The organism is Micromonospora sp. NPDC049801 (assembly GCF_040656575.1).
In the GTDB taxonomy this organism is placed as follows: Bacteria; Actinomycetota; Actinomycetes; order Mycobacteriales; family Micromonosporaceae; genus Micromonospora.
Map to the genome: position 1 here is coordinate 18,923 of NZ_JBFAMS010000002.1, position 15,989 is coordinate 34,911.

A 15,989-nucleotide genomic window follows, 5' to 3' on the forward strand; every position below is an offset into this window, starting at 1 on the left:
AGACCGCGCCGGCCGTACCGACTGTGCACGGGAGACTACGCTGCTCGGGCATGGACGACGGCAGGCTTGTCGAGGCCCGGAAGCGCATTGATGCCGCCACCACTGGGCATGTCGACCTGAGCGGTCTCGATCTCACCTCAGAAGACCTCACCGAACTGCTGCGCGACACCTGGGCTTTCGCCGAGGTCGTCAGCCTCGATCTCGCCAGCAACGAGCTGGACACGCTGCCGGACGCCGTCGCCGCCTGGACGTCCCTCACCCTGTTGGACCTGAGTAGCAACCGGTTTTCGTCGCTACCCGACGCCGTCGCCGCCTGGACCACCCTGGAACGGCTCATCCTGGACAACAACCAGCTCACCGCGCTGCCGAACGCCGTCGCCGCCTGGACCTCCCTCAGCGAGCTGAACCTGATCGACAACAGAATCACCGCGCTACCCGACGCCGTCGCCGCCTGGACCGCCATGACAAAGCTCAACCTGGATAACAATCAGATCAGCGCACTACCCGACGCCGTCGCCGCCTGGACCGCCCTCACCCGGCTCGACATGGATCACAACCAGCTCACCGCACTACCCGACGCGGTCGCCGCCTGGAGCTGCCTCAATGTCCTGTACCTGGAAGGCAACCAGCTCACCGCACTACCCGACGCCGTCGCCGCCTGGACCTCCCTCAGCGAGCTGAACCTGGCCAGCAACAAACTCACCGCGCTACCCGACGCCGTCGCCGCCTGGACCTCCCTCAGCGGGCTGTACCTGGAGAACAACCAGCTCACCGCACTACCCGACGCGGTCGCCGCCTGGACCGCCCTCACCGACCTGCACCTGGACAGCAACCAGCTCACCGCACTACCCGAAGCCGTCGCCGCCTGGCCCTTCCTCGATGTCCTGCACCTGAATCACAACCAGCTCACCGCACTACCCGACGCCGTCGCCGCTTGGACCGCCATGACAAAGTCCAACCTGGATAACAATCAGATCAGCGCACTACCCGACGCCGTCGCCGCCTGGACCGCCCTCACCCGGCTCGACATGGATCACAACCAGCTCACCGCACTACCCGACGCGGTCGCCGCCTGGAGCTGCCTCAATGTCCTGTACCTGGAAGGCAACCAGCTCACCGCACTACCCGACGCCGTCGCCGCCTGGACCTCCCTCACCGAGCTGCACCTGACCGGCAACAAACTCACCGCCTTGCCCGACGCTGTCGCCGCCTGGACCGCCCTCACCAGCCTTTACCTCCAGAACAATGAGCTCACCGCCTTGCCCGACGACGCCGCGTCCTGGACCTCCCTCACCGAGCTGCACCTGGAAGGCAACCAGCTCACCGCACTACCCGACGCCGTCGCCGCCTGGACCGCCCTCACCGAGCTGAACCTCGACAGCAACCGCCTCACCGCGCTACCCGACGCCGTTACCGCCTGGACCTCCCTCACCGGGCTTTACCTAGCCGGCAACCGGCTCACCGCGCTACCCGACGCCGTCGCCGCTTGGACCTCCCTCACCGGCCTTTACCTGGAAAGCAATCAGCTCACCACCCTGCCCCACGCCATCGGTCGGCTCGCAGAGCTCCGGACGCTCGTCGTCGACGACAACCCACTTCCGCCCGAGGTGCTGGCCGCTGAGGCGGAGGGCACTGAAGCGCTGCTGGCGTTTCTCCGGAACGTCGCCGCCGACGGGATACCGATTTCGGAGGCGAAGCTCCTGTTCGTGGGCGCCGGCGAGGCGGGGAAGAGCTCGCTGCTCGGAGCGTTGCGCGGCGAGCCGTGGCGGGATCGTCACCAGACGCAGGGCATGGACATCAAGTCGCTGGTGGTGACCCACGCCGGTCGGGAGATCACCCTGAACGGGTGGGATTTCGGCGGTCAGCAAGCCTACCAGCCGGCGCACCAGTTGTTCTTCAGCGCGCCGGCCGTCTACGTCGTCGTCTGGAAACCGCGTCCGGGTGTCGCGGCCGGCATGGTGGAATCCTGGATCGCCATGATCGCCCACCGGGCCCCGGACGCCCGGGTGCTCGTGGTCGCGTCGCACGGCGGGCCGACCTCGCGGGCGGACGCCATCGACGAACGGCATCTCAAGCAGCGCTTCGGTGACCTGATCATCGGCTTCTACGAGGTCGACAGCGCCGTCCCGGACGACCGGCTGGAGGCGCTGCGGGAGGCGATCTCCGTGGCCGCCGGCACGCTCCCGCACGTGCACCGCAACTATCCGGCGAGCTGGCAGCGGACGATCGAGGCCGTCACCGCCGACGGTCAGCAGGTGATCGACTACCGCGACTTCGAGGCGATGGCCGAGGCGCAGGGACTGACCGTTGCCCAGGCGCGGGCGCTGGCCAGCAACGCCCACCACCTGGGAAAGTGGATCTACTACGCGGACGACGACGCGTTGGCCGCGTTCGTGATCCTCCAACCGGACTGGCTCAACGTCGCGATCGCCGCCGTCCTCGACAGTCGAGACGCCGTCGACGCCCTCGGTCTCGTTTCACACCGTATGCTCGGCAGCCTGTGGGGTGCCGGGCAGGCGCCCGACGGCACGCTCTACACGAGGGAACAACAGCGACTGTTCCTGGCGCTCATGGGGCGCTTCGAGCTGACGTACCAGGTCTCGCTCGACGCCTCGCCCGAGCCGGTGAGCCTCATCGCGCAACTCGTCCCCGCCGCGCAGCCGGACCTGCGCAGCGCCTGGGTCGACTTTCGTTCCGGCGACCGCGAGTACCTGGAGGTGTGCCGGATCTCGGAGGGCCCGGCGGGTCCCGTGGTCATTCCCGAGTCGCTGATGTACCGGCTCATCGTGCGTCTGCACCATCAGCGCTACACGGAGCCCGACTCGTTGCAGGGCGTGCACTGGCAGCAGGGTGTGATCCTGCAGAGCCGGTACGGCGCCCGCGCGCTCCTCACGGTGCGTACCGGAGTCGGTGTCCAGGTCCAGGTCCGTGGCCCGGATGCCGTCACCTACCTGCGACAGGTCACCGACGAAATCCGCTACTGCATCGAACGGTTCTGGCCCGGCCTGACCACAGTCGCCCTCGTCGCCTGCCGGCACGGCTGCGGCCTGCCCACCCCGGGCGCGGGCCTGTTCGACGTCGACAAGCTCGTCAAGCTGCGCGACGCGCACGGTCAGAGCGTGGCGCAGTGTCCCGTCTCCAGCTGCGATGCCTTCCCCGCCATCGACGCGCTGTTGGGCGGCTCGCACGCCGGGCACGACGCGCTCGCGGTGCTGCAGGACGGCATGGCCCTGGTGGACAGGCAGGTCCGCGGCCTGAGTCGGCGGGTCACCGAGCTCAGCGACACCGTCAAGGCCAACCTCGCGGGCGTGAACGCCCGGCTGACGGCCCTGATGTGGCAGCTCAACGACGAGGCCGCGGACGGGCCGCGCCTCTTCACCCTCACTCCCGTCGAGTCCTCCCTACGCAATCCGCAGTGGACCTCCATCCGGATGCGGCTGACGTTGTACTGCGAGCACTCGCTCCAGCCCGTGCACGTCCTGGAACCCTCCCGACGCGACGCCGGCGTCTACTCGATCGACGTCTCCCGGGAGTGGTGGGTCCGGGCCGTCCCGCTCCTGAAGGCAACCTCCATGCTCCTGAAGCCCCTGCTCGGCGTGGGGGTGGCCGAACTCAAACTCGAGTTCGACGACGAGCAGTGGAAGGCCGTGGAAGAGCAGGTCTCGCTGGCCAACGAGACACTGAAGACCGCGGCGGAGGCCGCCGACCACCTCACCGCCGACGACCACAGCGCCGGTCTGGCGGAGCAGGCCCCGGGCGCACCGCCGGTGCCGGTCATCGCCGAGGGCGCCACCCTCCGGACGCTGCACGCCGCGCTGCGCGCCCAGGACGTCACCATCGCCGATCTCCGCAAGGTCGTCCGCCCGGACGGCCGCATCCTCTGGGTACACCGCCAGTTCGAGCACCTGTACCACAGCGGCCTGCCCGTCATCCCCTGACCGGGCCGGCTCAGGGTCGCCGGGGCGCGTCGGCGTCCGGGTGGATCCGGCTGAGGCTGTCGGCGAGCCCGGCGAGCCACCTGTCGACCTCCACCAGGTGCCGCACCGCAGCGGAGTCGACGTCGCCGAGCAGCGGGCGGAGCCGGTCCACCTCGTCGACGCAGTCGATCGGTACGGGCATCGGCCCGGCCGCCCGACCGTTCGTCACCTCGCCGGCCAGGTCGTCGTACGCCGACCGCAGGTGACCGGCCGTGTCCCGCAGCAGTGCCCCGGCCGCCGGCCAGGCGGCCAGGCAGCCGGGCGGGTTCCGGCGCAGCAACGACTCGGCGCCGGGCACCGGGTGGTGCCCGGCGCTCAGGGCGGCGTCCCAGTTCAGCTGAGCGCGCCGTGGGTCGTGGCGCTCGGAGTGGTACTGGCAGTAGGACGAGTCGACCAGGATCATCCGCCGGCCGACCTGGTCGAAGTCGTGCTCGGGTGGCCGCCCGTCGCCGAGCACCGCCTCGACGGTCCGCTCGACCGCCGTCCCACTGGCCGCCAGGTAGCGGGCGGCGTTGTGCCGTAGGTCGTGGCCGGCGCCGCGCGGCCACATGGCCACACCGGCGAGCACGCCGATCACCGCGCCGAGCCCGACGTCGACCAGCCGTGCCTCGGCGAGTCGCCACCCCTCGGGGCTGAGCTGGGTGAACACGACGGTCAGCAGCAGGGTGAACAGCGCCTGTTGCCACACCGGGCCGAGCAGGCGACCGACTCCGAACGCCAGCAGCAACGAGACCGGCAGTACGACGGCGTACACGACCGGTTCCTGCACGACGAGCACCAGCAGGCCGCTCGCGACCACGCCCGCGATGGTGCCGAGCACGGCGGGTCGCAGCGCGGTGCGGGTGTCGGCGGCCGAGGTGCGCAGGACGGTGAGAGTCGCCAGGAGCACCCAGAAGCCGTGGTTGAGGTGCAGCACCCCGGCCGCCACCCGGGCGACCGCCAGCGCCACCGCCAGTCGCAGCGCGCTGTGCAGGTGCGCGGAGCGGGGCGCGAGGTGGGCGCGGAACTGTCGCCAGTACAGCGTCCACGCGCCGTGCCGCGCGTACTCGAAGAGCCGGGGATAGGCGTCGACGTCGACGCGCGCCCCGGCGGCGATCCGGGTGCCGAGGGCGAAGATCCGTACCTGGTCGGCGAGGGCCAGCGCCGTCGCGTCCCGGCACATCCGGGGTACGTCCGGCGGGCCCGATCCCACCGACGGCTCAGCCGCGCCGATCGCGGCGTCCAGGTCGCGCAGATCCGCCTGGGGCGCGTCGGAAAGCAGGCTACGGCTGGCAGCCCGGATCGCGTCGGCGCACGGGCGCAGCAGCCGCGCCGCCGCCAGGTCCGGGATCGGCGTCGAGGGGGCGTCCGTGGCGAGCCGGTCCGCCGTGGCCAGCACCTCCCGCAGCGCCGCTGCGGAGGTCCGCAGCGCCCGGTCCTGCGCTCCGGCGGCCGTGGGCGCCGACTCCGGGGAGTTGCGGCCCAGCCCGAGCAGTGCCACGAGGTCGTACGCCCGTTCGCGACGCCCGTCCCGAGCACCGGGGCCGGGGGCGGTCATCGCGTCGGCCGTGGCGTCGAGGAAGGCCGCGACGCTGTCCGCCGCTCGGGCGAGCAGTTGCCGGTAGGAGACGGGCACCGGGTCGGGCCAGAGCACCACCTCGGCCGCGGCGAGCAGCACGATCGCGAGGGTGACCCCGCCGAGGCGCTGCGGCAGGCTGTCCGGCTGGTACGGCGGGAACGACGCCAGGATGTAGAAGAGTTGGAACGCGCTGGCCAGACCCACCAGTCGCGGGTTACCGACCCCGGCGAACGCCACGACGAACCCGATGACCAGCATCCCGCCGGCCGCCGCCCAGGTGTTCCACGCCAGGAGCGTGCCGGCGGCGATCAACGCCCAGACCGCCGGCAGCGACGTGACGAGGATCCGCGCCCGTTGTGACGCCGGGCCGGGCAGTTGCGCGAACGCCCCGGCGGCGATCGTGCCGAACAGTGCGTACGTGGCGAGCAGCGGGCTGCCCACGCCGTAGCGGCAGGCGTAGAAGAGGACCGACGCGACCAGGGTCAGCCGGGCCGCGCGCCGCAGGACGGCGTCACCCGGGTCACGGCGGCGAAGCCGACCGAGGAGGCTGGTTCCGAGCACGACCGCTCCCCCGGTTCGTCGCAGCGCCCCTGTCCGGTCCACCATTCTCCCCGCGACCCGCCCGGGGCGATGGGTTTCGCGGCAATTCACCGCCGTGCTCAGGATCCAGAGGCTAGGTGGCCCGCCACTTCTGGTTGGCGTTGCCGGTGCACTGCCAGATCTGCAACTGGGCGCCGTTGTCCGGGTTCGATTCGACCACGTCGACGCATCTGTCCGCCTTGGTGTTCACCAGGTCGTACGCCTTGTTGAGGGTGAACTTCTGCGATGACGCTCCGGAGCATTCGGCCAGGATGACGGCGGCCCCGTCCTGGGTGGAGTGGCCCGCGACGTCCAGGCACATACCCATGGACCGGACCGTGCCGTCCGACGGGAAGGTCCACAGCTGCTTGGCGGTGCGCCGGCAGTCCCAGATCTGCGGTCGCGCGCCCGCGTAGGGGTTGCCGTCCTGGATGTCGATGCAGCGGTCACTGGCGAAGCTGGAGATCTGCTTGCCGGCGGGCGCGCTGGACTTCGTCGGGGACGGCGGAGCGGACGGCTGCTGCGCCTGGTTCCGCGGTGCGGTGGTCGTGCCGCTGCCGGTCCCGGTGGACGCCGGCGGCCCGACGCTCATCGACGGTGGCGGGCCGGGGGACCGGGGCGGAGCCGTCGCCGCCGGCAGGCCCTGGAAACCATCCGTGATCAGCGCGAACACGGGCGTGCTGGCGGACCATTCGGCGGCGGAGGTGGTCCAGTCGATGGAGTACGCGTGCCCGTTGTGGCCGACGAACAGCCGGCTCGCCATGCGGGTCGGCGTGTCGTCCCGGTCGGTGTACGTCCACTCCCATTCGGCGGCCCGCGCCTGGTAGCGCAGCGCAGCGAGCCGGACCGGCCGGTACTGGGTGTACCGCCCGCGTTCCGCGTCCTCGCGCTGCCGCAGGGCGGCGACCAGGTCCGCCGGGACGGCCCGAAGCTCGTTGATGACGAGCACCCGGCTGCCGTCCTGCTCGCGGAAGACGACGCGCTCGCCGTCGCGGCGCGCCTGCCAACCGTCTGGAACCGGCACGAGGAAGCGGGGGTCGTCGCGGTAGTAGCGCCATCCGGCGGGCGCGGGCGGCAGCACCCGGGACACCGGCATCTCCGCGATGTTCGGGTTGGCGCTCGGGTCCGACGATCCGAGGACGCCCGCACCGCCCAGCATTCCGCCGTACCGCAGCGACGTCGTCACCACCAGGACGAGCAGCAGCGCGGCGGCCAGCGACCCGATCAACCGAGCCCGACGACGGCGCGCTGGTCCTGGCGACGGCTCGTCGTGGACCGTCGACGACGCGGCCGGGCCGTCGGCGGTGACGAACTCGGGCACGATCGCCGGACGGGACACCGGGTCGGTGGCGTCGTTGCCGGCCATGTCATCGGCGCTGGTCACCGGCACGGTGGGGGCGCCGGCATCCGGCGCCGGGACGGCAGGCACGGCTACCGCGGGCACCGCCACGGCAGGCACGGCCACGGCGGGCATTGCGGGGGTGGAGAGCGTGTCGGGGGCGGTGGCCTGACGCAGCAGTCGCTCGGCTTCGTCCGCGCCGATCCGTTGGTCCGGATCCCGCCGCAGCAGTCCTTCCAGGAGCGGGGTCAGCCGACCGGCTCGCTGGGCCGGCGGTGGCGGCTCGGTGGCCAGGGCCGCCAGCGTGGCGAGCGGAGACGAACGGTGGTACGGGGTGCGCCCCTCGACGGCCGCGTAGAGGGTGGCGCCGAGTGACCACAGGTCGGCGGCCGGACCCACGTCGCCGTCGGTGGCCCGCTCGGGCGCGAGGAACGCCGGCGAGCCGAGCACCATCCCAGTCTGGGTCATCCGTGGGTCGCCCGGAAGGGTGGCCAGACCGAAGTCGGTCAGCACCACCCTGCCGTCGTCGCCGAGCAGCACGTTGGCCGGCTTGACGTCGCGGTGCAGCACGCCGGCCCGATGTGCGGCCCGCAGCGCGCCCAGGAGGCCCAGCCCGATCCGCGCGGCGCGGTCCACCGGCATCGGCCCGTCGGCTTCGAGCACCTGGTGCAGCGACCGGGACGGGACGAGTTCCATCACGATCAGGGGGTCGCCGCCCGAGTGCAGCACATCGAAGACGCGTACCACGTTGGGGTGGCCCAGGCGGGCGACGGCCCGCGCCTCGCGCATGGACCGTTCGCGCAGCTCCCGGCGTTCGTCGTCACGCAGGCCGAGCGGTGCCACCAGTTCCTTGATGGCGACGTCGCGCTGAAGCATCTCGTCGCGGGCCTGCCACACGCGGCCCATCCCGCCCTGGCCGAGGGGACGGACCAGCCGGTAACGATCGGCGATCAACTGTCGAGGGGCATCGGGCACGTCAGGAAGGTACCGGGCGTTGTTTACACACCCAATTTCTCGGGACCGTCAATAAGCGGCAGTTGGCTTTTTCACATAAGGCTTCCGGTGACAACCATCCGCCATTCGATACATATGCGCCGTTGACCTGGCCCAGTCGCCCAGAGCAACGTTACCGACACGTATATCGGCAGTGCCGCAAATTAGTCATGAATTCAAATTCAGCTAGGCCGAGCGCCCAACTACCGCCGGAGTGGAGATGAGGCATCGGGCATCGATTGCCGCTGAAGGATTCGGCCCCTCAACCAACTCTCAAAAGATATGGGAACATCCCAAAGCGGGAAAGGCAGGCGTTGCCCGCCCGTAGTCGCTGCACTACGGTGCGGCACATGCGCTCCCGCCCGCTGTGCTATGCCGATGCGGCTCGTCTGCTTGGCAGCCCGGAAAATCCCGTGATACGAGCCGTCGGCGCGACGAGCGGCGTAGCTGCCGCCGGCCTGACCGCGGCTGGCCTCGGCGGAGCCGACCTCCTTTCCCTGGGCCGCGAACTGATCCTCTGGGGCAACTCGGCAATGGCCGGCCTGCACGAGCGGATCGCTGGCCTACGGCGTTTCGACCGCACGCAACGTCTCGTAGCCGCCCACGCGATCATCGTCGTCACCGCCTTCTACGAGGCGCTTGAGATCGCCCTGGCCGACCATCCGGAGGTCGACCTGGCCGATGCCGCACTGACCGCCGGCGAACAGGTCGCCATCACCACCTCGACGGCGGTCGTCGACCGCTACGCCGACCTGGTGCGGGTGCTCATCGACACACCGCCTCCGATGCCCGCGCCGCACCAACCCTTCGAGGCGACGATCGCCGCGCTCGGCGGTTACTTCGGATCAGCGGCGGCAGCCTTGCGGGACTTCCTGCACGGTCTCAGCGCCTTCGAGGCACGCGACGACCGGGTCACCGAGACCATCGCGGCCATCGAAGGAGACGTACGGCGGATCGCGATTGACCGGTATACGCAGGCGTACCGGGCACTCATCACGCAGGCCCCCGAGTTCGGGGTCTGGGCGAGCATGGTCGACACCGAGGCCACCCGCGCGCTGCTGCGGGACTCGGTCGCCGACCTGTCCAGACAGCTTGCCGATCTGCGCGCCGTGTCGGCTGCGACCGCCGTCGACGCCGTCCTGGCCGGTCTCGGCCGGCGGTACCGGGCCGGATTGGACCGAGCCATCCTGGCCTCCGCGCATGCGCCTCGCCACGTCGTGCTTCCCAGCCTGGGCAAGGGCTACGTCAACCCGCACGGCCGGGTCGCGGTGGCCGGGCCCTACGATCTTCCCGCCACCGAGACGTGGTGGTCACGGTCCACCCGCCTCGATGACGTCCATGCCTTCCTGCTGGCGCACCTGACCGGACCGAACGCCGTCGAGAGCCCGCTCGTCGTACTGGGCCAACCCGGCTCGGGCAAGTCCGCGATGACGAGGGTTCTCGCCGCCCGGCTTCCTCCGGCCGACTTCCTGGTCATCCGAGTCGAACTACGCAACGTTCCCGCTGACTCCTCGATCCAGGGGCAGATTGAGGAGGCGCTCGTGCAGATGCTCGGCGAGCGGGTCTCCTGGCCCGACCTCGCCCGCCGCGCGGGCGACGCGCTGCCCGTCGTCATCCTGGACGGCTTCGACGAGTTGCTGCAAGCCACCGGGATCAACCACGCGGACTACCTCGACCAGATCCGGCTGTTTCAGCAGCGCGAGGAGGAACTTGACCGTCCGGTCGCCGTGCTCGTCACCAGCCGTACCGTCGTCGCCGACCGAGCGCGGTTCCCGGACAAGTCCGTGGTGCTGCGACTCGAACCGTTCGGAGAACCGCAGATCCGGGCGTGGCTCGACGTGTGGAACGACCACAACGGTGCCAGCCTCACCGCCCGGGGGTTGCGGCCGTTGTCCGCCGAAACAGCCCTCGCACATGGCGAGTTGGCGAGTCAGCCACTGCTGCTTCTCCTGCTGGCGCTCTATGACGCGGGTGACAACGGCCTGCAGAACGCCGAGGGCGACATGCGCCGCGTGGAACTCTACGAACGACTCTTCGCTGATTTCGTCGAACGCGAGGTCGACAAACAGGAGCGCGGCCACACCGACGACCAACGCGCCCACGAGATCGCTGCGGAATGGCGCCGTCTGATGGCGGTCGCCATCGCCATCCTGAACCGGAGCGGTGAGGTGATCCTGGAAGCCGAACTGGATGCTGACATCCCGCACCTGCTGTGGAAAGAAGACCTGCGCTCGCCGTCGGCCGAGTCTGCCGACCGGGCGCTCACCATGAGCCAGCTGATGGTCGGTCGGTTCTTCTTCATCCACGAGTCGCGAGCGTCCCGGGACACCAGCGGACCGGAACGCAGCTTCGAATTCCTGCACGCCACCTTCGGCGATTTTCTGGCCGCCCGACAGATTGTCGCCGCCCTTGTCGATCTCGCCGAAGAACGCGTCCATCAGCGACGGCGTCAGGGTGTGATCGATCCCGGCCCGTTGTACGGGGCGACATCCTTCGTCACCATCACCCGGCGAACTCCGCTGTGGGAGTTCTGCCGGGGAATGCTCGGGCGACTGGACCCACGGCGGCGTGGGATCTGCCGCGAGCTGGCCCTGGAGCTCCTGCCTGACGTCGGATACCCCCACCCCACCTGGACGAGAGGCGAATACGAACCTCGGCGGACACCGGCCGCCGTGCGGCAGGCGGCGTTCTCGGCGAACCTGGCCTGCTTCGTGCTGCTGTTGTCGGACGGCCCCGTGGACGCGGTCGAGTTGGTCGGGGAGCCGGTTGTCGACAACTGGCGACGGCAGGCGCTGCTGTGGCAGAGCCAACTCGACGCCGAGGACCGCAAGCGGATATGGCAGACGCTTCGGGTGGCCTGGCGGCTGGATGTGTCTCCCACCCGCCTGGAGGTACGCCCCGAGGACGGCGCCGAGATCAGCGTCTACGAGTCGCTGCCCTGGCCACCGGATACCCGTCCGGACACCCAGCCGCTTGATCGTCGGGTAGCTGCCATGGCGCCGGACGTGTTCGTCGCGGCGGACAGCCGCATCGGGCGGTCCCTGCGTCGGTCGGCGTTCGTGCAGACCGGACACGACGTTCGGGAATGCCTCTACGACCTGATGCCGTACTGGCAAGAAGCTGGCGTTCCCGGTCTGCACCAGATCGACGGCGAGCCGTTCCTGGTGTCCGAAGCGGCACTCTTTCTGCAACTACTGCTGTCGCCACAGGATCCGCAGCGGCGCGACATGCGGGCCGAGCAGTACGCCTGGGCCTTCGCGCTCACGCCCCTGCCACGGCAGCGGAGCCTGCTCATCCGGCAACTGGTCGACGATGCTCCGGGATTCTCCGCGGCGAACCTGAGGAAGATCTTCGGACGCCTCAGGATGGACGACCTCGTGAGCAACCCGACGGAGAGCGAACGGATCGTGACCACAGTGGCGGCGCGCGAGGATGACGGGCTAACGCTCGCGGAAGGACTGCTGCGCGCTGTTCAGCGCGGCGTACCTACCGAACCGATCGGGCCCGCCCGTGAGCAGGTCACTCACCTGCACCGGATGCTCGGCCTGGCGGATCCGTTCGCGCTCCCGGACCGGCCCTCCCGATAGATGGTCGGCTTCGGTGGAACCCCCTGCGGTCGCGCCGCTCGCCTCGCAACGCGGTCACGTCCTCGTCAGCGATGAGCAGGCGACCGCAGAGGGCTCCCAAGCTCCGGATCAGGTTCTCACACCTGCGGTAACCGCCTCGTCGTCTTCGGACCGCCGCGGCTCGGACTCCTCGTCGTCGTGGTGGTCGAGCATGGTCGCCTCGTCGAACGGATCGTCGCCGCGCAGGACCTCGGCCGCCCGCTCCCGGTCGAACTCGCCGGTCCAGGTGCCTACCAGCACGGTCGCCACCGCGTTGCCGGCGAAGTTGGTCAGCGCCCGCGCCTCGGACATGAAGCGGTCGATGCCGACGATCAGGCCGACCCCGTCGACGAGGTCCGGGCGGTGCGACTGGAGGCCACCGGCCAGCGTGGCCAGCCCGGCGCCGGTGACGCCGGCCGCGCCCTTGGACGCGATCACCATGAACAGCAGCAGCGAGATCTGCTCCCCGACCGCGAGGGGCTTGCCCAGCGCGTCGGCGATGAACAGCGACGCCATGGTCAGGTAGATGGCCGTGCCGTCGAGGTTGAACGAGTAGCCGGTCGGCACGGTGATGCCGACGACCGGCTTGCTGACGCCGAAGTGCTCCATCTTGGCGATCAGGCGGGGCAGCGCCGACTCCGACGACGACGTCGAGAGGATCAGCAGGAACTCGCGACCCAGGTAGCGCAGCAGCGAGAAGATCGAGATCCGGGCGATGAACCCGAGCAGCGCGCCCAGCACCACCAGCACGAAGATCAGACAGGTGACGTAGAAGCCGACCATGATCTGGGCGAGGCTCTTGAGGGCGTCCACGCCGGTCGCGCCGACCACGGCGGCCATCGCGCCGAACGCGCCGACCGGCGCCAGCCACATGATCATCGCGAGGACCTTGAAGACGACCCGTTGGATGACGGCGATCGCGCCGAGCACGGGCTCACCGCGTCGGCCCAGCGCCTGGACGGCGAAGCCGACGAGCAGCGCGACCAGCAGCGTCTGGAGCACCTCGCCCTCGGTGAGCGCGGAGAGCAGCGTCGTCGGGATGATCCCGAGGAGGAACTCCGTCGTACCGCCGGCCTCGTCTCCGGCGGCGGCCTTGCCGGCGCCCGCGAGGTCCTGACCCAGGTCGAGGCCGGAGCCGGGGTGGATGAGGTTGCCGACGACCAGGCCGATGGCGAGCGCCACGGTCGACATGGTCAGGAAGTAGCCGAGGGCCAGGCCGCCGACCTTGCCGACCTTCGCGGCCTGCCGGACCGAGCCGACGCCGAGCACGATCGTGCAGAAGATGACCGGGCTGATCATCATCTTGATGAGGTTGACGAAGCCCGTGCCGATGGGCTTGAGTTCCTTGCCGAAATCGGGGGCGACCAGGCCGACGACGATGCCGGCGAGCACGGCCACGATGACGGCCAGGTACAGGTAACGGGTACGGTCCCGACGGGCCGACGGTTCCGCCGTGGTGGTGGATGCGGTGGTGTCCATGTCGACAATGTGAAGCGCGTCTCACCCGTTGACAGCCTTGCGGTCATTCTGTTCACCGCTCACCGGGAGAAGTCCGAGGAGGTGCCGGAGGTGGCCCGACGGCAGTGGAGCATCGCGGGGCAGCTCTTCGCCCTCCAGGCGGTGGTGGTCACCCTGCTCGTGCTGGCCGGGGCGGCGGGCGCCGTCTGGCTGGCCCGCGTCGACTCCCGCCAGGCCGCGCAGGAGGAGGTGCTCGCGGTCGCCCAGACCGTCGCCGGCTCCCCCGACGTCCGCGCGGCCCTCACGACCGCCGACCCCGCCCGCACCCTGCAGCCGTACGCCGAGTCGACCCGCAAGGCCACGGGGACGGACTTCGTGGTCGTGATGGCCCCCGACCGCACCCGCTTCTCCCATCCCACGCTGGACCGGATCGGCGAGCCGTTCGTCGGGGAGATCGGGCCGGCCCTGGCGGGCCACGCGTTCACCACCACCAACGTCGGAACGCTCGGCGAGTCGGTGCGCGCGGTCGTCCCGGTGTACGACCAGCAGGGGCGCATCGTCGGCCTGGTCTCGGTGGGCATCACCACCCGCGCGATCAACCGGAAGCTGCTGCGCCAGCTCCCCGTGCTGCTCGGCGTCGCGGTACCGGCGCTCGCGCTCGCCGCGACCGGTTCGTGGCTGCTCAGCCGCCGCCTGCGCCGCCAGACCCACGGCCTGGGACCGACACAGATGACCCGGATGTACGAGTACTACGACGCGGTCCTGCACTCGGTGCGCGAGGGTCTGGTGGTGCTGACCACTGACCGGCGGGTGGCGTTGATCAATGACGAGGGCCGGCGACTGCTGGGCCTCGACGCCGACGAGCCGGTCACCGACCAGCCGGTGGCCGAGGTCGACCTGCCACCGGCGGTGGCCGAGCTGCTCGCGGCCGGTCGCGACGCCCTCGACGAGCCCCTGCTGGCCGGTGACCGGGTGCTGGTGGCCAACCAGCGGACCGCCCGCTTCGAGGGGGCGGCGCTCGGCACCGTGCTGACCCTGCGCGACCAGACCGAGCTACGGACCCTGGCCAGCGAGCTGGACTCGGTGCGCGCGCTCACCCAGGCGTTGCAGGCGCAGACGCACGAGTCGGCCAACCGGCTGCACACCGTCCTCACGCTGGTGGAGCTGGGCCGCGCCGACGAGGCGGTCCGGCTCGGCACCCGGGACCTCGCCCTCGCCCAGCAACTGACCGACCGGGTGGTCGACGCGGTCACCGAGCCGGCCCTGGCCGCCCTGCTGCTCGGCAAGTCCGCGCAGGCCGGAGAGCGCGGCGTGGACCTGGTGATCGAGCCGGACTGCCACCTCGACGACAGCCCGCTGCCGACCAACGACCTGCTCACCGTCGTCGGCAACCTGGTCGACAACGCCCTGGAGGCCGTCGCCGGTACGCCCCCGCCGCGCACCGTGCGAGTCTTCGTCGGCACCGTCGACGACGAACTCGTGGTTCGGGTCGCCGACAGCGGACCCGGGCTGGCGAAGGAGCGGGTGGCGGACGCCTTCCGGCGCGGCTGGTCCACCAAGAGCACCGGGCGGGGGCTCGGGCTGGCCCTGATCGGGCAGGTGGTCCGCCGGCACGGCGGCAGCGCCGAGGTGACCCGCTCGGACGCCGGCGGCAGCCTGTTCACCGTGCGACTCCCGGGGACCCGGCCGTGAACGACATCCGGGTGCTCGTGGTCGAGGACGAGCCGCTGCTGGCCGAGGCGCACGCCGCGTACACCGAGCGGGTGCCCGGTTTCGCGGTGGTCGGGGTGGCACACACCGCACGGGCGGCGATGGCGGCCCTGCGCGCCAACGACGGCGGCGACGTGGACCTCGTACTCCTGGATTTTCGGCTGCCCGACCTGCACGGCCTGGACGTCTGCCGGGCGCTGCGCGCGGCCGGCAGCAGCGTCGACGTCCTCGCGGTGACGTCCGCGCGGGACCTCGCGGTGGTGCGCACCGCGGTCTCCCTCGGGGTGACGCACTACCTGCTCAAGCCGTTCACGTTCGCGGCGTTCCGCGACAAGCTGGACCGCTACGCGGACTACCGGGCACAGGCGCTCGCCGACGGCGAGGTGGCCGCCCAGCACGACGTGGACCGGATGTTCGCCACGCTGCGCGGCGCGACCGGGCACAGCCTGCCCAAGGGGCTCGACGCGCAGACCCTCACCCGGGTACGCGCCGCGCTGGCCGACGGGTCCACTCCCGGGGCGGGGCTGTCCGCGACCGAGGTGAGCGCGGCGACCGGCATCTCGCGGGTGACCGCCCGCCGCTACCTGGAGTACCTGGTGACGATCGACAGCGCCGTCCGCCACCCCCGCTACGGCACCCCCGGCCGCCCGGAGGTTGAATACCGGCCCCGGTGAGCGGGGCGCCGCTCTACGCAGATTTGCGTAGAGCCAGAGCCTTCCGTGGGCTGACGCCAATCCCGGCTGGACTGCGGATAGTCGAGCCGTGACGGA

The 15,989-nt window shown here is 70.7% G+C and carries 7 protein-coding genes; 4 read left to right on the forward strand and 3 right to left on the reverse strand.

Features of this window, described 5'->3' with window-relative positions; all coding sequences use genetic code 11:
* The first annotated feature begins 50 nt into the window (after window positions 1-50).
* The gene (locus AB0I89_RS03575; protein WP_357119561.1) at window positions 51-3,938 is read left to right on the forward strand and encodes a COR domain-containing protein; all 3,888 of its coding nucleotides are present in this window, start codon (window positions 51-53) and stop codon (window positions 3,936-3,938) included.
* Between the two features lie 10 nt (window positions 3,939-3,948).
* Here the strand turns inward: AB0I89_RS03575 and AB0I89_RS03580 are convergent, their stop codons facing one another.
* Window positions 3,949-6,096, reverse strand: a complete 2,148-nt coding sequence (locus AB0I89_RS03580) for an FUSC family protein (protein ID WP_357119564.1) — start codon at window positions 6,094-6,096, stop codon at window positions 3,949-3,951.
* A 112-nt stretch (window positions 6,097-6,208) separates the two neighbouring features.
* On the reverse strand, window positions 6,209-8,428 hold the full coding sequence (locus AB0I89_RS03585; RefSeq protein ID WP_357119567.1) for a serine/threonine protein kinase: 2,220 nt from the start codon (window positions 8,426-8,428) through the stop codon (window positions 6,209-6,211).
* A 431-nt stretch (window positions 8,429-8,859) separates the two neighbouring features.
* On the opposite strand from AB0I89_RS03585, the gene AB0I89_RS03590 reads away from it, so the two are divergent.
* Complete coding sequence (locus AB0I89_RS03590; protein ID WP_357119570.1) at window positions 8,860-12,033, forward strand: hypothetical protein; 3,174 nt, start codon at window positions 8,860-8,862, stop codon at window positions 12,031-12,033.
* A 108-nt stretch (window positions 12,034-12,141) separates the two neighbouring features.
* Here AB0I89_RS03590 and AB0I89_RS03595 read toward each other — a convergent pair whose 3' ends face one another.
* Window positions 12,142-13,530, reverse strand: coding sequence for a cation:dicarboxylase symporter family transporter (locus AB0I89_RS03595; protein WP_357119573.1), 1,389 nt, complete (start codon window positions 13,528-13,530; stop codon window positions 12,142-12,144).
* Window positions 13,531-13,620: 90 nt separating this feature from the next.
* Between AB0I89_RS03595 and AB0I89_RS03600 the strand changes: the two genes are divergently transcribed.
* Window positions 13,621-15,201, forward strand: coding sequence for a sensor histidine kinase (locus AB0I89_RS03600; RefSeq protein ID WP_357119576.1), 1,581 nt, complete (start codon window positions 13,621-13,623; stop codon window positions 15,199-15,201).
* Window positions 15,198-15,893 (forward strand): response regulator, encoded by a 696-nt coding sequence (locus tag AB0I89_RS03605; protein ID WP_357119579.1) that lies wholly within the window; start codon window positions 15,198-15,200, stop codon window positions 15,891-15,893. Before AB0I89_RS03600 ends, AB0I89_RS03605 begins: the two co-directional genes overlap by 4 nt.
* Window positions 15,894-15,989: the final 96 nt, after the last annotated feature.